The following is a 14,488-nucleotide window of genomic DNA, read 5'->3' on the forward strand; positions in this document are numbered from 1 at the left end:
ACCTCAAATAATAAATGCGCTGGGTAGCTGGCCGCAGGCCGCTGTGCTCGCAGAATCGACACAAGAATGGTTTCTTTGCTAAAAAAGCTTATCGGCAGCCGTAACGACCGGATACTTAAGCAGTATCGCAAACAGGTCGAGCAAATCAATGCGCTCGAGCCGGGTATGGCTGCTTTGTCCGACGAGCAGCTAAAGGCCAAGACCGACGAGTTCCGTCAGCGTTTCCAGGCCGGTACTTCGCTTGATGCCATGCTGCCCGAGGCGTTTGCGGTGGTTCGCGAGGCCAGCAAAAGAGTGTTCGGCATGCGTCATTTCGATGTCCAGATGCTGGGTGCGATTGCCTTGCATAACGGCCAAATCGCCGAAATGCGTACGGGCGAAGGCAAGACCTTGATGGCAACGCTAAGCGTCTACTTGAACGCCTTGTCGGGCAAGGGCGTGCACGTCGTGACCGTCAACGACTATCTGGCCCGGCGCGACGCCGAATGGATGGGCCGGCTGTACGGCTTCCTGGGCATGTCGGTGGGCGTTGTCGTCCCGCAGCAAGAAAACGAAGAAAAAATAGCTGCCTATGCGGCCGACATAACCTACGGCACGAACAACGAATACGGTTTCGACTATTTGCGCGACAACATGGAATACCGCGCGGAAGACCGCCGCCAACGCCAATTGTCTTATGCGATTGTCGACGAAGTCGACTCGATTCTTATCGACGAAGCCCGTACGCCGCTTATTATTTCGGGCCAGGCCGAAGACAATACCGATCTGTACATCCGCATGAATATCGTGCCGCCGATGATGCAGCGCATGGCGGGCGAGCCCAAGCCTCACGAACCCGAGCCCGAGGGTGACTTCTGGGTCGACGAAAAAGGCCAGCAGGTGCATTTGTCCGAGGCCGGCATGACCAAGGCCGAGCAGATCCTGGCCAACATCAGCCTGTTGCCCGCGGGCGAGTCCCTGTACGACCCGCGCCATATTTCGCTGATTCACCATCTTATGGTGGCATTGCGTGCGCATAACCTTTTCTTTCGCGACCAGCAATACGTGGTGCAGAACGACGAAGTGGTCATTGTCGACGAGTTCACCGGCCGGTTGATGGCGGGACGGCGCTGGTCCGACGGCCTGCACCAGGCGGTCGAGGCCAAGGAAGGCGTTCGCATTCAAAACGAAAACCAGACCCTGGCGTCGATTACCTTTCAAAATTACTTCCGCATGTACGACAAGCTTGCGGGCATGACGGGTACGGCCGACACCGAGGCCTTCGAGTTCCAGGAAATCTACAGTCTCGAGACAGTCATCGTTCCGACAAATCGTCCGATGGCGCGTATCGACCAGAACGACCAGGTGTTCAAGACCGATCACGAAAAGTACAACGCCATCAAGGCGGATATCGCCGACTGCCATAAGCGTGGCCAGCCGGTGCTGGTGGGTACGACCAGTATCGAGAACTCCGAGCTGTTGTCGGGCTTGCTGCAGAAAGAAGGCTTGCCGCACGAAGTCCTGAATGCCAAGCAGCATGCGCGCGAAGCCGAGATCGTGGCAGAGGCCGGCAAGCCCGGCCATATCACGATTGCCACCAATATGGCCGGCCGCGGTACCGATATCGTGCTGGGCGGCAGCGTTGAAAAGCAAATCGACCTGATACGAGCGGACGCCAGCATCGCGGCCGAAGAGAAAGCGGCGCTTATCGAGAAGGTCAAGGAAGGCTGGGCTCCGGCCAACGAGGCGGTCAAGGCCGCGGGCGGTTTGCGCATTATTGGAACCGAGCGGCATGAGTCGCGCCGCATCGATAATCAGTTGCGAGGCCGTGCTGGCCGGCAGGGCGATCCGGGTTCTTCGCGTTTTTATCTGTCGCTTGAGGATTCGCTGATGCGGATTTTCGCCGGTGATCGCGTTCGCGCCATCATGGAGCGGCTGCGTTTGCCCGAGGGCGAGCCAATCGAGGCCAAGATGGTGTCGCGCTCTATCGAGTCGGCGCAGCGCAAGGTCGAGGCGCGCAACTTCGATATGCGCAAGCAACTGCTGGAATACGACGATGTCGCCAACGATCAGCGCAAGGTCTTGTATGCCCAGCGCAACGAGGTGCTGGAGTCGTCCGACGTTTCAGAAACTATTGGCAGTTTGCGTGTTGCGGCGATTTCCGAGTTGTTCCGGGCGTATATTCCCGAGCATTCGATGGAAGAGCAGTGGGATGTTCCCGCGCTTCAGGCTTTGCTGGAATCGGATTGGCAAATTGAACTGCCTTTGGTCGAGATGCTCGAGAAAGAGCCGAACTTGACCGACGACGACCTGCATGAGCGGGTGGTGGCCGAGGCCAATCGTTTGTATCAGTCCAAGGTCGATCTTGTGGGCCAGGAAAACTGGGCGCCGTTCGAGCGTTCGGTGCTGCTGCAGTCGATCGACACGCAATGGCGCAGTCATTTGCTGGCGCTGGACCATCTGCGCCAGGGTATACATTTGCGCGGTTATGCACAGAAGGATCCGAAGCAGGAATATAAGCGCGAGGCTTTCGAGCTGTTTTCGGACATGCTGGATCGTATTCGCAATGATGTGGTCAGGTTGTTGATGACGGTGAAAATTCAGTCGGCCGAGCAGGTCGAGGTGCCGGAGCAGGAGCAGGCGAATCTGGACAATGTGAAGTACCATCATTCGGATTACGATGCGGCGCTGAGCGGCGCGGATCCTGGAATCGCCGATGCGGCCGCGGCCGCGGCGGTGCCGAAGGTGGGGCGCAACGATCCTTGTCCTTGCGGCAGCGGAAAGAAGTACAAGCATTGCCATGGGAAGCTGGGGTGATGCTGGATTAGCTTTTATTGGCTAAGTTTAAAAGGGGCTGGATGCAATGCATCTGGCCTTTTTTTTATTGCAACTCCGGGTTGCATGCCTTCTCCTATTCGGCCGTGTTTTGGGTTTTTAAGCGGCCGTTTTCGCTCAGCTGATTTTGCTCAGGTCGCTGCGGCCCGGCTGTGCCGGGGCTACCCGCGCCATCGGCCGTTTTCGGGCGTTCGCATAACGCGCGCGAACGAACAGCCCCCGGCTGTTCGTAAACGCCGCGCTTGAACGGATGCTCACTTGCATCCCGAAAACGGCCGATGGCGCGGCTTGCTCCAACTTCGCAAAATCAGCTGAGCGAAAACGGCCTCGCGTGGGGGATGGTTGGCCACTCTTGTGGATTGGAGTCGGCTTCGTGAATTGGCAATCGTTGAATGCCTATGCGCTGACGGGCACGTGGGCCTGCCGGAAGTGGCAGGCGCGGTGGTTTGCTCCGACTTCGCAAAATCAGTTTAGCTAAACGGCCTGGCGGCGCTGCTTGTTGCTGTTGCGAAATCGGCTGAGCTGAAGGCTCCGCGTGGGGGATTCCGCCGCTTTAAATCAGGAAAACGGAGGCTAGGCCCAGGAATAGGAAGAAGCCGAGGGTGTCGGTGGCGAAGGTCAGGAGGACGGAGGAGCCCATGGCGGGGTCTTTGCCGAAGCGGTCGCGCAGGATGGGGATCAGGACGCCCAGGGTGGCGCCGATAAGCATATTGCCTATCATGGCTATCATCATGACGGCGGCAATGGCCCAGGAGTCGGAGATGAAGCGGGCGAAGCCGGCGGTGATGACGCTGCCGCACAGGCCGACCAGCAGGGTGACGGAGGCTTCGCGCCGGACCAGTTGCCAGGCGTTGGCGCCGCTGATGCGTCCGACGGCCATGGCGCGGATGATCATGGTCATGGTCTGGTTGCCGGAGTTGCCGCCGATGCCGGCGACGATGGACATGAGGAAGGCCAGGATGACGATGTGGCTGACGGTTTCTTCGAAGCGGGAGGCGACGAAGGAGGCGATGGAGGCGGTGCACAGGTTGACCAGCAGCCAGGGGCCGCGGTTTTTCATGGCGTCCAGGATGGGGGCGAACATGTCTTCTTCTTGCAGACCGGCGCGCGACAAGGCTTGTTCCTGGGAGTCTTCCTGGATGACGTCGACCACTTCGGCGATGGTGACGCGGCCTATCAGGCGGCCCTGGTCGTCCACGACAGGGGCGGAAACGAGATCGTAGCGCTCGAATGCGCCGGCGGCGTCGGCGTCGGAGTCCAGCGGGTGCAGCGCCAGGTAGTCGGTGGTCATTACCTGGGCGACCTGGACTTCGGGTTCGCTGACGAGCAGCCGGGAAAGGGCCAGGGTGCCCAGCAGCTTGTCCTGGCGGTCGACGACGAAGATCTGGTCGGTGTGGTCGGGCAGTTCATGCAGGCGGCGCAGATACCGCAATACGACCTCGAGCGAGACGTCGTCGCGCACGCGCACCATTTCGAAGTCCATGATGGCGCCGACGGTGTCTTCGGGGTAGCCCATGGCTTCGATGAGCTGCGCGCGCTCTTCGTCGGTCAGGCCTTTTTGCACTTCGGCGATGACGTCGGGCGGCAGATCGGCTGCCAGGTCGGCGATTTCATCGGCGTCCATGGTGCCGGTGGCCGCCACCAGGTCCTGGTGGTCCATGGACTCGATGAGCGACTCGCGAGCCCAGTCGTCGACTTCAAGCAGCACGTCGGCGTCGTGTTCGGCGTTGACCAGTTGCCAGACGGCCTGCCGTTCTACAACGGGCAGCGATTCAAGGATGAAGGCGATGTCGGACGGGTGCAGGTCGTTGACAATGGCCTTGATCTCGTTTTCGTGCTGGCGCAGCAGCATGCCTTCGAGCAGGTTCGAACGCTCTTCGTCTTCGTTCTGGCGTTTGGCCAGGGCTTCGACGACCTCTTGGCGCTTGAGGATGGTTTGCAGCTTTTGCAGCGCCTGCTGTGCGTCTTCGGGGTCCAGCCGGCGCGGGATGATGATAGGCTCGTTTTCCGGCACGGCTTGGGTATCCTGCATGGGCAAAAACCTTGATTAAATTACGGGCAGGGGGCTGGGCCTGCGCGTATCGTCGGTGGCGACGTAGGTGAAAGTGGCTTCGGTGACTTTAACGACGTCGGACTGCATGTGCTGGCGTTCGGCGTAGACTTCGACGAAGACGGTAACCGAGGTCTTGCCGGTTTTTACGATCTGCGCATAGAAGCTGACCAGGTCGCCGACGAATACCGGCTGTTTAAAGGTGAAGGCGTTGACCGCAACCGTGACAACGCGGCCGTTGGCGCGCCGGGCGGCGGGAACCGAGGCCGCGATGTCGGCTTGCGACATGATCCAGCCGCCGAAAACGTCGCCATGGATGTTGGCGTCCGACGGTTGGGGCATGACGCGCAAAATGGCGTGCCGGCTGGGCGGCAGCGAGGTTTTTGGGGCTTCTGCGTCCACGATAGCAGCTCCAGAGGTTTGGCTTGCGGGGCGAGCCGGGTGGCGGTGGACTGACGCGCTTGATTCTGGAAGGGCGCCGGCCCGCTTTGTCGACTGTGCCACGCTATTTTAACGGGTCTGTCGCGATAGGGGGCCGAGCGCTGGAATCGCGCTGCCAGCAAGGGATTTGCGAGTATGCCGACAGACCCGGCTATCCGGCAGCCGCGGCTTTGGCGAGCCACCGTTTGGCCAGTTCGACCCAGTAGGTGGCGCCGATGGGAAGCAGGGTGTCGTTGAAGTCATAGCTGCCGTTGTGCAAGGTGCATGGTCCCAGGCCGTGGCCGGCGCTGCGGTGGTCTCCTTGGCCATTGCCTATCCAGACATAGCACCCGGGCTTTTCTTGCAGCATGAAGGCGAAGTCTTCGGCTCCCATGGAAGGGCGTACGGCCTTGTTGACGCGCTCGGCGCCCACGATGTCGGAAGCGACTTGCGCACAGAATGCCGCTTCGTCGGGATGGTTGACGGTGGCCGGGTAATTGCGCGAAAACGTAAAGCGGGGCTTGCAGTTCAAGGCCTGGCAGATAAGCTCGGTGGTCTGGGCCATGCGCTTTTCAATCAGGTCGAGAGCCTCGGTGGAAAAGGTGCGCACGGTGCCGCGCATTTCTGCTTCGTCGGGGATGACGTTGTCGGCCGAGCCGGCGTGTATTTGCGTAACGCTGAGCACGGCCGGGTCGAGCGGGTCCAGGTCGCGCGAGATGATGGTTTGGAAGGCTTGCGCCAATTGCACGGCGGCCATGACGGGGTCGTTGCCCAGGTTGGGCATGGCCGCGTGGGCGCCTTTGCCCTGAATGGCGATTTCAAAGGTGCTGCTGGAGGCCATGATGGGCCCGGGCACCATGCCGAAGGTGCCGGCTTCCATGCCGGGCCAGTTGTGCATGCCGAATACGGCCTGCATGGGAAACAGCGTGAACAGGCCGTCGTCGATCATTTTCTTTGCGCCGCCCTGGCCTTCTTCGGCGGGTTGGAAGATAAGATAGATCGTGCCGTCGAAGTCTCGGTGTGCGGCCAGGTAGCGCGCGGCGGCAAGCAGCATGGCGGTGTGGCCGTCGTGCCCGCAGGCGTGCATCTTGCCGGGATGCCGGCTGGCGTGTTCGAAGGTGTTGACCTCTTGCATGGGCAGGGCATCCATGTCGGCCCGCAACCCGATTGCATGGCCGTTTTGGGCCTTGCCTTCTATGATGCCTACGACGCCTGTTGTGCCCAGGCCCCGGTGCACGCGTATGCCCCACGACTCAAGCTGCTGCGCAACCAGGTCGGAGGTTCTGATTTCCTCGAAGGCGAGTTCGGGATGGGCATGGATGTCGCGTCGGATGGCGGCAAGTTCGGCTTGCCACCCAACGATGGGTTCGGCTAATTTCATGGTCCATGTCCTGTTTTTAATGCTTACTGGTCAACTTTACCCTGATCGCAGGGTATCATCAAACTGTGTAGCATTCGTTAAGGTTCCGCCCATGCAAAAACCCTGGCTGTCGCACTACCCCGACGGCGTTCCGGCGCAAATCGATCCCGACCGTTATGGTTCTTTGGTCGATCTTATCGATCAGGCCTGCGCAACGCACGTCGATAAACGCGCTCTGGTCTTCATGGGCCGCAGCCTTGCCTACGCAGACCTGGACAGGCACGCCAACGCGGTGGCGGGCTGGATACAAGCGCAGGGGCTTGCGGCCGGCAGCCGCGTGGCGCTGATGATGCCCAATGCCATGGCCTATATGGTGGCGCTGGTAGGCGTGTTGCGTGCCGGCATGGTGGTAGTCAATGTCAATCCCATGTACACGGCGCCCGAGCTCGAGCACCAATTGCGCGACTGCGACGCCGACGCCATTTTTATTTTCGAGAGCTTTGCCGCAACTCTTGCGCAGGTGCCGGCCGCCGTTCGCCCGCGCCATACGGTGCTGGTGTCGGTGGGCGATTTGCTGGGCTTCAAGGGCCGGGTTCTTGATTTCGCGGTTCGCTATATAAAGCGGATGATCCCGCCTTACAGGCTGGATTCATGCTTGCGGTTCGGTGAAGTGCTGCGCCAGGGGGCGTTGCAGCGGTTCGTCAAGCCCAATATAAGCGGGGACGACATTGCGGTGCTGCAGTACACGGGCGGCACGACCGGCCTGCCCAAAGGCGCCATGCTGACGCATCGCAATCTGGTTGCCAACGTCCTGCAGGTACAGGCCGTGGCGCGCCCCGTGCTGGGTGAAAAGCAGGGGCAGGGCATGGTCATCCTGACGGCGCTGCCGCTTTATCATATCTTTGCATTGACCGTGTGCGGGCTGTTTGCGGCGCACGCAGGCATGTGCAGCGTGCTTATCGCCGATCCGCGCAAGCTGGCAACGATAATTGCAGCCTGGCGCCGCGATCCGGTCAATATCTTTCCCTCCGTCAATACGCTGTTCAACGGACTGGTCAACCACCCTGCGTTTTCCAGCCTGGATTTTTCAGCGTTGCGCCTGTGTTTCGGCGGCGGTTCGGCGGTGCAGCTGGCCGTTGCCCAGAAATGGCAAAAAGTCACGGGCCTGCCGATTATCGAAGGCTATGGCCTGACCGAGACTTCGCCGGTGGCGCTGGTCAATCCCACCAACGCGACCGAGTATTCGGGCGATATCGGCTTTCCGTTGCCCTCGACCGACGCGCTCGTGCTCGGCGAGCAAGACCGGCCCATGCCTGCGGGCGAAGCCGGCGAACTGGTCCTGCGCGGACCCCAAGTCATGAAAGGCTATTGGCAGCAGCCGGCTGAAACCGCGGCGGCGTTTACCGCCGATGGTTACTTCAGGACGGGAGATATCGGTGTCATGAGCGCGCAAGGCAGGGTGCGGATCATCGACCGCAAGAAAGACATGATATTGGTGTCGGGCTTTAACGTGTATCCCACCGAAATAGAGCAGGTCGTGGCCCAGCATCCGGGCGTGCTGGAATGCGTGGCTCTGGGTTTGCCAAGCGAGCAGACCGGCGAGATGGTCAAGCTGTATGTGGTCAAGAAGGATCCTGGGCTGACCGAGCAAGACTTGCGTGACTGGTGCGCCAAGTCGCTTACAGGCTACAAGCGCCCGCATGTTATCGAATTTCGTTCCAGCCTGCCCAAGAGCAATGCCGGCAAGCTGTTGCGCCGGGTGTTGCGCGACGAGGCCATGCAGTAGGGCTTACTGCCCGCCGGTGGTCGCCGCAACGGTCAGATGCGGCTGTATCAAGGCGTGCAAGGCGGGCGCAATATGCCGGTTGCCGGCATACAGGTGGCCGCCTATCGGCCACGGAGCAACATGGTGCAGGTCTTCGGCTATGCCGCCTGCCTCGCGCACTATCAGTGTGCCCGCGGCGACGTCCCACGGCGCCAGGCCCATTTCCCAGTAGCCGTCATAGCGCCCGCAGGCGACCCAGGCAAGGTCCAGCGCGGCCGAGCCAAAGCGGCGTACGCCGCGCGTGCCGTGCATGGCGGCGCTTAGCGTAGGCATGTATTGATCGTAAAACGAGAAGTCGCGAAACGGCAAGCCGGTGGCCAGCAAAGAGTCTTCAAGCGATTCGGTGTGCGAGCATGAGATCCGGTATTCGTTAAGCCAGGCCCCTACGCCGTGCATGGCCGTGAAAAGCTCTTCGCGGTTGGGGTCGTAGACGACGCCAATGACGGGCGTATCCTGTTGCAAGGCCTGCTCGCCCGTGCAGGTGGATCCGGCATGGGCGATAAGCGCAATGGATACCGCATAATGGGGGATGCCATGCAGGAAATTCGTTGTGCCGTCCAGCGGGTCGATATACCAGGTGGCTGTTGCCGCACTGCTGCCGCCGCTTTCTTCGGCGACAATGCCGAAATTCGGTGTCTGCTCGCGCAGAGTCTCGATAATGGCGGCCTCGGCTTCGCGGTCGGCCTGGGAAACCAGGTCGTTTTGCGCTTTTTTATCGATGATGAGGTCGCCGCGATGGCGCGCATGCGCCTGCAGGATGGCGGCCGCCGCATGCGCGGCGTTCACGGCGGTCTTGAGGCATTCGCTAAGATGCAAGGAAGAAGATTTCATACAATTCGATCTAGCCTGCGGAAGTTCGAGGCTTTTAGTTTACGCAACATTCTGTCCGGCGTCTTGGTCAGCATGCTGTTTGGTGGGCTCATGGCCGAATTGGCCAGCCCGCACCCGGCCGCTGCTTGCCGTCCAATGCCTTTTTTCAGTAGGCCAATTCTGCTTCTGCCATATCCCCGCTTTTTATCATGAGCTTTCAGTTTGAACCCCTGGTTCCGGCTTGCGTGGCGTTCGACAGGGTCGGAACGCCCATGAGCCCGTTGTACGGCGATATCTATCATGCACGCCAGGGGGCGCTGGCGCAGGCGGAGCATGTCTTTTTGGGCGGTAATGGGTTGCCGCAGCGCTGGCGCGGTCGGGCCGGGTTTACTGTTTGCGAGACGGGATTCGGCCTGGGCCAGAACTTTTTGGCCCTGTGGCAGGCATGGCGCGGCGATCCGCAGCGCTCGCGGCGCCTGCATATGGTGGCCTTCGAGGCCCATCCCTTTAGCCGAGCCGATCTTGCCAGTGTCTTGCTGGCGCGCCTGCCCGAGGGCTTGCTTGGCCTGGCGCGGCAGTTGGTGGACCAATGGCCGCCCCTGCTGCCGGGCATGCATCGGCTGGAGTTCGAGGGCGGCGCAGTAACGCTGACCCTGGCTTTTGGAACGGTAAACCGGCTGGCCAGGCTGGTGCAGGCCAGGGCGGATGCCTTTTTCCTGGATGGATTTTCGCCGCTGAAGAATCCCGAAATGTGGACGCCCGCGCTTTTTGGGCAGTTGGTGCGCATGGCGGCCCAGGGGGCGACCGCCGCCACCTGGTGCACCGCGGCCGAGGTGCGCCGCACTATGTCGGATGCGGGTTTTCTGGTTTCCAAAGCCCAGGGCCTGGGACAAACTCGCGATATGACGGTGGCGACGCTGCGTCCGAACCTGGGCCGCGAAGAGCCGCCCGCGGCCTCGCGCGAGCCGGTTCTGATCATCGGGGGAGGCCTGGCCGCTGCGGGCATTGCGCATAGCCTGGGGTTGCGGGGGCAGGCCTCGACAGTAATCGACCCAGTGTTTGCGCAAGGTTTGGGCGCCAGCCATCGAGGCCATATTGCGGCGGCATTGACGCCCTTGATTTCCCGCGACGATGATTTCCGGGCCCGTCTGACGCGGTCCGGAGGGCGGCGCGCATTGCAGCGCTGGCAGGGCCTGGCGGAGATAGCGCGTCCACGCCCTTGCGGCACGGTCGAATTGGTGCAGGATGCCGAAGAAGAGCGCGAACGACGGCAAACCCTGGCCGCCTTGTCGTTTCCCGCGGACTGGGTGCAATGGCAGGACGCGGACCAGGCATCGGCGCGATTGGGTTTCAATGTAGTCCAGGGCGGGGTGTATTTTGCCGATGGGCAACTGATACGTCCCGAGCCGCTGATCGAAGCTTTGCTGGGAGAGGGCCCGGTGCGTTGCCTGGGGTCGCGCGTGGTGCGCCTGGAGCGGTCCCGAGCCGGAGAAGGGTGGCAGGCATTCGGCCCCGACGGCGCCGTGCTGGCAAGTTCCCATACGGTTGTTCTGGCGGGTGCGATGCAGGTTCCCGCCCTGCTGCCCGAGTTTTTGCCAAGCCACGAGCTCTCCAAATTGCGCGCCATGCACGCTCTGGCGGGACAAGTAAGTTATTTTTCGCCCGAAGCCGTGTATGATCCCCAGGTGGTATTGGGCGGGATCGGCTATTGGCTGCCGGGTGTGGACGGTGTATGTGTGGGCGGCAGCACCTATGTCCCGAACGCCATTCAGGCCCAGGTCAGCGCGCAGGGCCACGCGGATATCGCCCGCAAATTGACCGGCCTGGTCGGCTTGCCGCAGCAACAATTGCTGGATTGGGCGAAAAAAGGGCTGGGTTGGGCTGGATGGCGGGCTGTGGTGTCGGGGCGCTTGCCCGTGATCGGCCCGGTAAGGCAGGCGCCGGGATTATGGTTGGCTTGCGCATATGGGTCGCGCGGCTTGACATGGTCTGCCTTGGCAGGAGATATTATTGCGGCGTCGCTGCACCAAGAGCCTATGCCGCTGGAGCGTGATTTATTGCGTGCGATAGCGCCTCGTTAAGCGGGTTTTCAAGTTTTCCGGGTCGTCCGTAATAAGACCGATTTTATTTTATAGCGTAAATCCGTCAAAATAGTGTCTTTTAAGTATGTTTTAGACCATCTCTAATTACCAAGGATTGCGCTGTGCCGCCCAAGTCTGACTTTGCTCACGTGACGCAACTTAACGTCTTACAATTCCTGACGGCGAAATCGACGCGTGCCGATTTCTCTATCGAGGACGCTGGAATGCAGCTTCACATCGAAGCGCATGCCCCCGGCGTCTATCGCTTGCGCTGTGCCCAGGCAAGCGTGTTGCTCGACGAAAAACCCGGCGCGCGCACTCGCCTGCACACAGAGCTGCTGCTGGCGCGCCAAGAGGCCGTGGGCGAATTGGCGGTCAGTTCCATTCCCGAACGAGAACAGCAGGGATGGCGCCTTGAACAGGGCGACATTGTGCTGGAGATCTCGCATTCGCCCCTGCAATTCAGCATAAGCAAAGGCGACGACTGCCTGCTGCGTTCCGACCCGCGCCAGGCGCTTAGCGTAGTACAGACCGAGAGCGGCGAACAAGTGTGGCGCCTGGGTCTGGACCTGGATGGCGACGATGCCTTGTATGGCCTGGGCGAAACGGCCGGCGAACTGGACCGGCGCGGGCAGCGCGTGGAGGCCGACCATCCGCAGGCGCGAGCCTTGCCGCTGGCATGGAGTCCCAAGGGCTGGGGCATTTATGTCAACAGCCTGGGCCGCGTCGAGCACGACCTGGACACCGACGGCTCCGAAGTCTATTCGATTTATCTGCACGCCAACATCCTGGATATCTTTCTTTTTGTCGGCGAGCCCGCTGAAATTCTCAATCAATACACAGCCCTTACCGGCAGGGCGGGACAGCCTGCGCTATGGCCCATGGGGGTGTGGCTGGACCAGGCCCCCGGGCAGACAGTTGCGGCTACGCTCGACCAAGTACGCCAGTTCCGTCAGTCGGGGCTCGGGCTGGATGCCGTGCAACTGGCTGACCCGGCCGTATATGGGTTCCAGGCCGACAAACCGGCGTTCGAATGGGATGCAGCTCGGGTGGCCGACCCCCGCAGCGTCCTGAGCGACTTTCAAGAGCAGGCTGTCCAGGTGGCGGCACCGACATTTCCCGGCGTGCTGGCAGACACCATCATGTTTACCGAATGGGAAGACCGGGGCTGGCTGCTCATGAACGACGAAGACGGTAGCGCGCATGTGTTCGAAGGCTGCGCCGCGACGGCGGGCCGGCCTTTCGCGCTGCTCGACCTTACCTACAAAGACGTTTACAAGCTGTGGTCCGAGCGCCAGCGCCAGGCCTTCGACGAAGGCTTGGGCGCGCCCGTGTGCGATGCGCAATACGATATCCCCGACGGCATTACCGCGCGCGGGGGCGAAAGCGGCGCGGTGCTGCGCACCATCTACCCGATGCTGGCTCGCAGCGCGCTGTTCGACGCCGTGGCCGGCCATAAAACGCCCCAGGAAGGCGTCATGGTCAGTACTGATCTATTCCCCGGCGTCCAGCGCTATGCCTGGCAGCGCGGCCCTCTGGTCGAGAACAGCTGGGCCGGCTTCGAGCACTCTTTGCGTACCGCATTGTCGCTTGGAGCCAGCGGCGTCCATGTTCAAACCCACCTGCTTGGCAACTCGCAAGCTCCTGTGCAGGGCATGACCCCAGAATTGTATATACGATGGCTTGCCGCCAGCGTGTTTTCGGGCAATTTCAGTTTTCAAGGCTTGCCGGCCTTGCTGCCCAGCGCTTTCGACGACGAAACGCAAGCCTTGGTGCGGCACTGGCTGCAGTGGCGATATCGCCTGGTTCCATATGTATTGGGCCTGATTGAAGACGCCGTACGCACAGGCCTGCCTGTGCAACGTTCGATGGCCCTGGCTTTTCCCGAGGACCCCATTGCCCATGCCTGGGACACCCAATATCTGCTTGGGCCGGCTTTGTTGGTCGCGCCGGTTCTCGAACCGGGGCAAGAGGCCAAAGTTTATTTGCCCGCGGGCGATGCGTGGTGGGACCTGAATACCGGCTGGCGCTACGAGGGCGGTACCACCTGGACCGTCCGGGCCGGCCTGGACACCTTGCCGATATTCGGGCGCGAAGGGCATATGCTGTGCCTGGGGCCGCTGGCGCAGCATACCGGCGAGTTCAATTCGGCGCGCTTGCTCGACGAGGTCTGGATGTTCGGCATGCCCGAGCACAGCCCCGTGGTCATGCGCAACAAGATCCGCGTCATGCAAATGCAAGGTTCAAGCTATATCAAGGGCCTGGAGGGCCTGCGGATTTTGCCGTCCGAAGGCCTGGAGGTAAAGCGCCGCGGAGCCGAAGTAAGGATTTCCCGCATACGCTGATACCGGCTGGGAACGTGAGCGCGCATCTGGGCCTCTAATGGGGTGAAGCAACTATAAAAAGGATGCCGCATGCCGCTCACGCTAGTACAGCCGCCCGAACTGCCGGCCGGGGATACAGAGTTGGCCCAGTGTGTCGCGCAGGGCGATCGCCGCGCGCTGGTCTTGCTGATGCGGCGCTACAACCAAAGGCTTTATCGCGTTGCACGCGGCATTTTGCGCAACGAGGCCGACGCCGAAGAAGCTGTCCAAGAAGCTTTTTATCTGGCGTTTTGCGCCATGGCCAAATTCCGCGGCGACTCCAGTTTGTCTACCTGGCTGACTCGTATTGTCGTCAACGAGTCGACCCGGCGCCTGCGCAAAAGCAAGCGTTTGTCTACCTGGCTGGAATTCAATGACGACCTCGAGCCTTTCGACGATGGGTCGCGTGAAGGCTATAACGGTACTCGGCCCGATCAGCCGGAGCAGGCCATGGCACGTCTAGAGATGCGTCGCTTGATAGAAGCCAAAATAGACGCTCTCCCCAGCGAGTTCCGGACTGTATTCATCATGCGCGCAGTCGAGGACTTGCCGGTCGACGAGGTGGCTGCGTGCCTTAGCATTCCCGCGTCGACCGTGCGTACCCGCTATTTTCGGGCCAAGGGCTTGTTGCGCAAAATGCTGGCGCAAGAGGTCGGCGTCGGCCTGGAAGATGCGTTCTCTTTTGCCGGAGAACGTTGCGACCGCATCGTCGCCGCTGTGCAGGCCAGACTGGCGCACATGTTTGTGCCGCCGCCCTGATAGGCC

9 protein-coding genes are annotated in these 14,488 nt (G+C 61.2%); 5 read left to right on the forward strand and 4 right to left on the reverse strand.

Annotated features, from left to right (window positions below; all coding sequences use genetic code 11):
- Positions 1 to 66: 66 nt before the first annotated feature.
- A complete protein-coding gene (secA, locus tag DFR37_RS12210; RefSeq protein WP_113933523.1) occupies positions 67 to 2,796 on the forward strand; it encodes a preprotein translocase subunit SecA in 2,730 nt (909 codons plus the stop codon).
- A 571-nt stretch (positions 2,797 to 3,367) separates the two neighbouring features.
- Here secA and mgtE read toward each other — a convergent pair.
- The 3 genes from mgtE to DFR37_RS12225 all read right to left on the reverse strand — a co-directional run bounded on the left by mgtE (position 3,368) and on the right by DFR37_RS12225 (position 6,665).
- Positions 3,368 to 4,846: a magnesium transporter gene (mgtE, locus tag DFR37_RS12215; RefSeq protein ID WP_113933524.1), complete on the reverse strand. Its 1,479-nt coding sequence runs from the start codon at positions 4,844 to 4,846 to the stop codon at positions 3,368 to 3,370.
- Positions 4,847 to 4,861: 15 nt separating this feature from the next.
- Positions 4,862 to 5,206 carry an acyl-CoA thioesterase gene (locus DFR37_RS12220; protein WP_113933799.1) on the reverse strand — a complete coding sequence of 115 codons (345 nt, stop codon included), beginning with the start codon at positions 5,204 to 5,206 and terminating at the stop codon, positions 4,862 to 4,864.
- 250 nt (positions 5,207 to 5,456) lie between these two features.
- Positions 5,457 to 6,665: a M20 aminoacylase family protein gene (locus DFR37_RS12225; RefSeq protein WP_113933525.1), complete on the reverse strand. Its 1,209-nt coding sequence runs from the start codon at positions 6,663 to 6,665 to the stop codon at positions 5,457 to 5,459.
- 91 nt (positions 6,666 to 6,756) lie between these two features.
- Here DFR37_RS12225 and DFR37_RS12230 point away from each other — a divergent pair, with 91 nt between their 5' ends.
- Complete coding sequence (locus DFR37_RS12230) at positions 6,757 to 8,430, forward strand: AMP-binding protein (RefSeq protein WP_113933526.1); 1,674 nt, start codon at positions 6,757 to 6,759, stop codon at positions 8,428 to 8,430.
- Between the two features lie 3 nt (positions 8,431 to 8,433).
- Here the strand turns inward: DFR37_RS12230 and DFR37_RS12235 are convergent, their stop codons facing one another.
- Entirely contained in the window at positions 8,434 to 9,300 is an 867-nt protein-coding gene (locus tag DFR37_RS12235; RefSeq protein ID WP_113933527.1) for an inositol monophosphatase family protein, read from the reverse strand.
- A gap of 188 nt (positions 9,301 to 9,488) precedes the next feature.
- Here DFR37_RS12235 and mnmC point away from each other — a divergent pair, with 188 nt between their 5' ends.
- From mnmC to DFR37_RS12250, 3 genes are all read left to right on the forward strand, one after another.
- The gene (gene mnmC / locus DFR37_RS12240) at positions 9,489 to 11,360 is read left to right on the forward strand and encodes a bifunctional tRNA (5-methylaminomethyl-2-thiouridine)(34)-methyltransferase MnmC2/FAD-dependent 5-carboxymethylaminomethyl-2-thiouridine(34) oxidoreductase MnmC1 (protein WP_113933528.1); all 1,872 of its coding nucleotides are present in this window, start codon (positions 9,489 to 9,491) and stop codon (positions 11,358 to 11,360) included.
- 122 nt (positions 11,361 to 11,482) lie between these two features.
- Complete coding sequence (locus DFR37_RS12245) at positions 11,483 to 13,705, forward strand: glycoside hydrolase family 31 protein (protein ID WP_113933529.1); 2,223 nt, start codon at positions 11,483 to 11,485, stop codon at positions 13,703 to 13,705.
- 69 nt (positions 13,706 to 13,774) lie between these two features.
- Positions 13,775 to 14,482 carry an RNA polymerase sigma factor gene (locus DFR37_RS12250; protein WP_113933530.1) on the forward strand — a complete coding sequence of 236 codons (708 nt, stop codon included), beginning with the start codon at positions 13,775 to 13,777 and terminating at the stop codon, positions 14,480 to 14,482.
- Positions 14,483 to 14,488: the final 6 nt, after the last annotated feature.

It is taken from the genome of Eoetvoesiella caeni, from assembly GCF_003315175.1.
Lineage (GTDB): Bacteria > Pseudomonadota > Gammaproteobacteria > Burkholderiales > Burkholderiaceae_B > Eoetvoesia > Eoetvoesia caeni.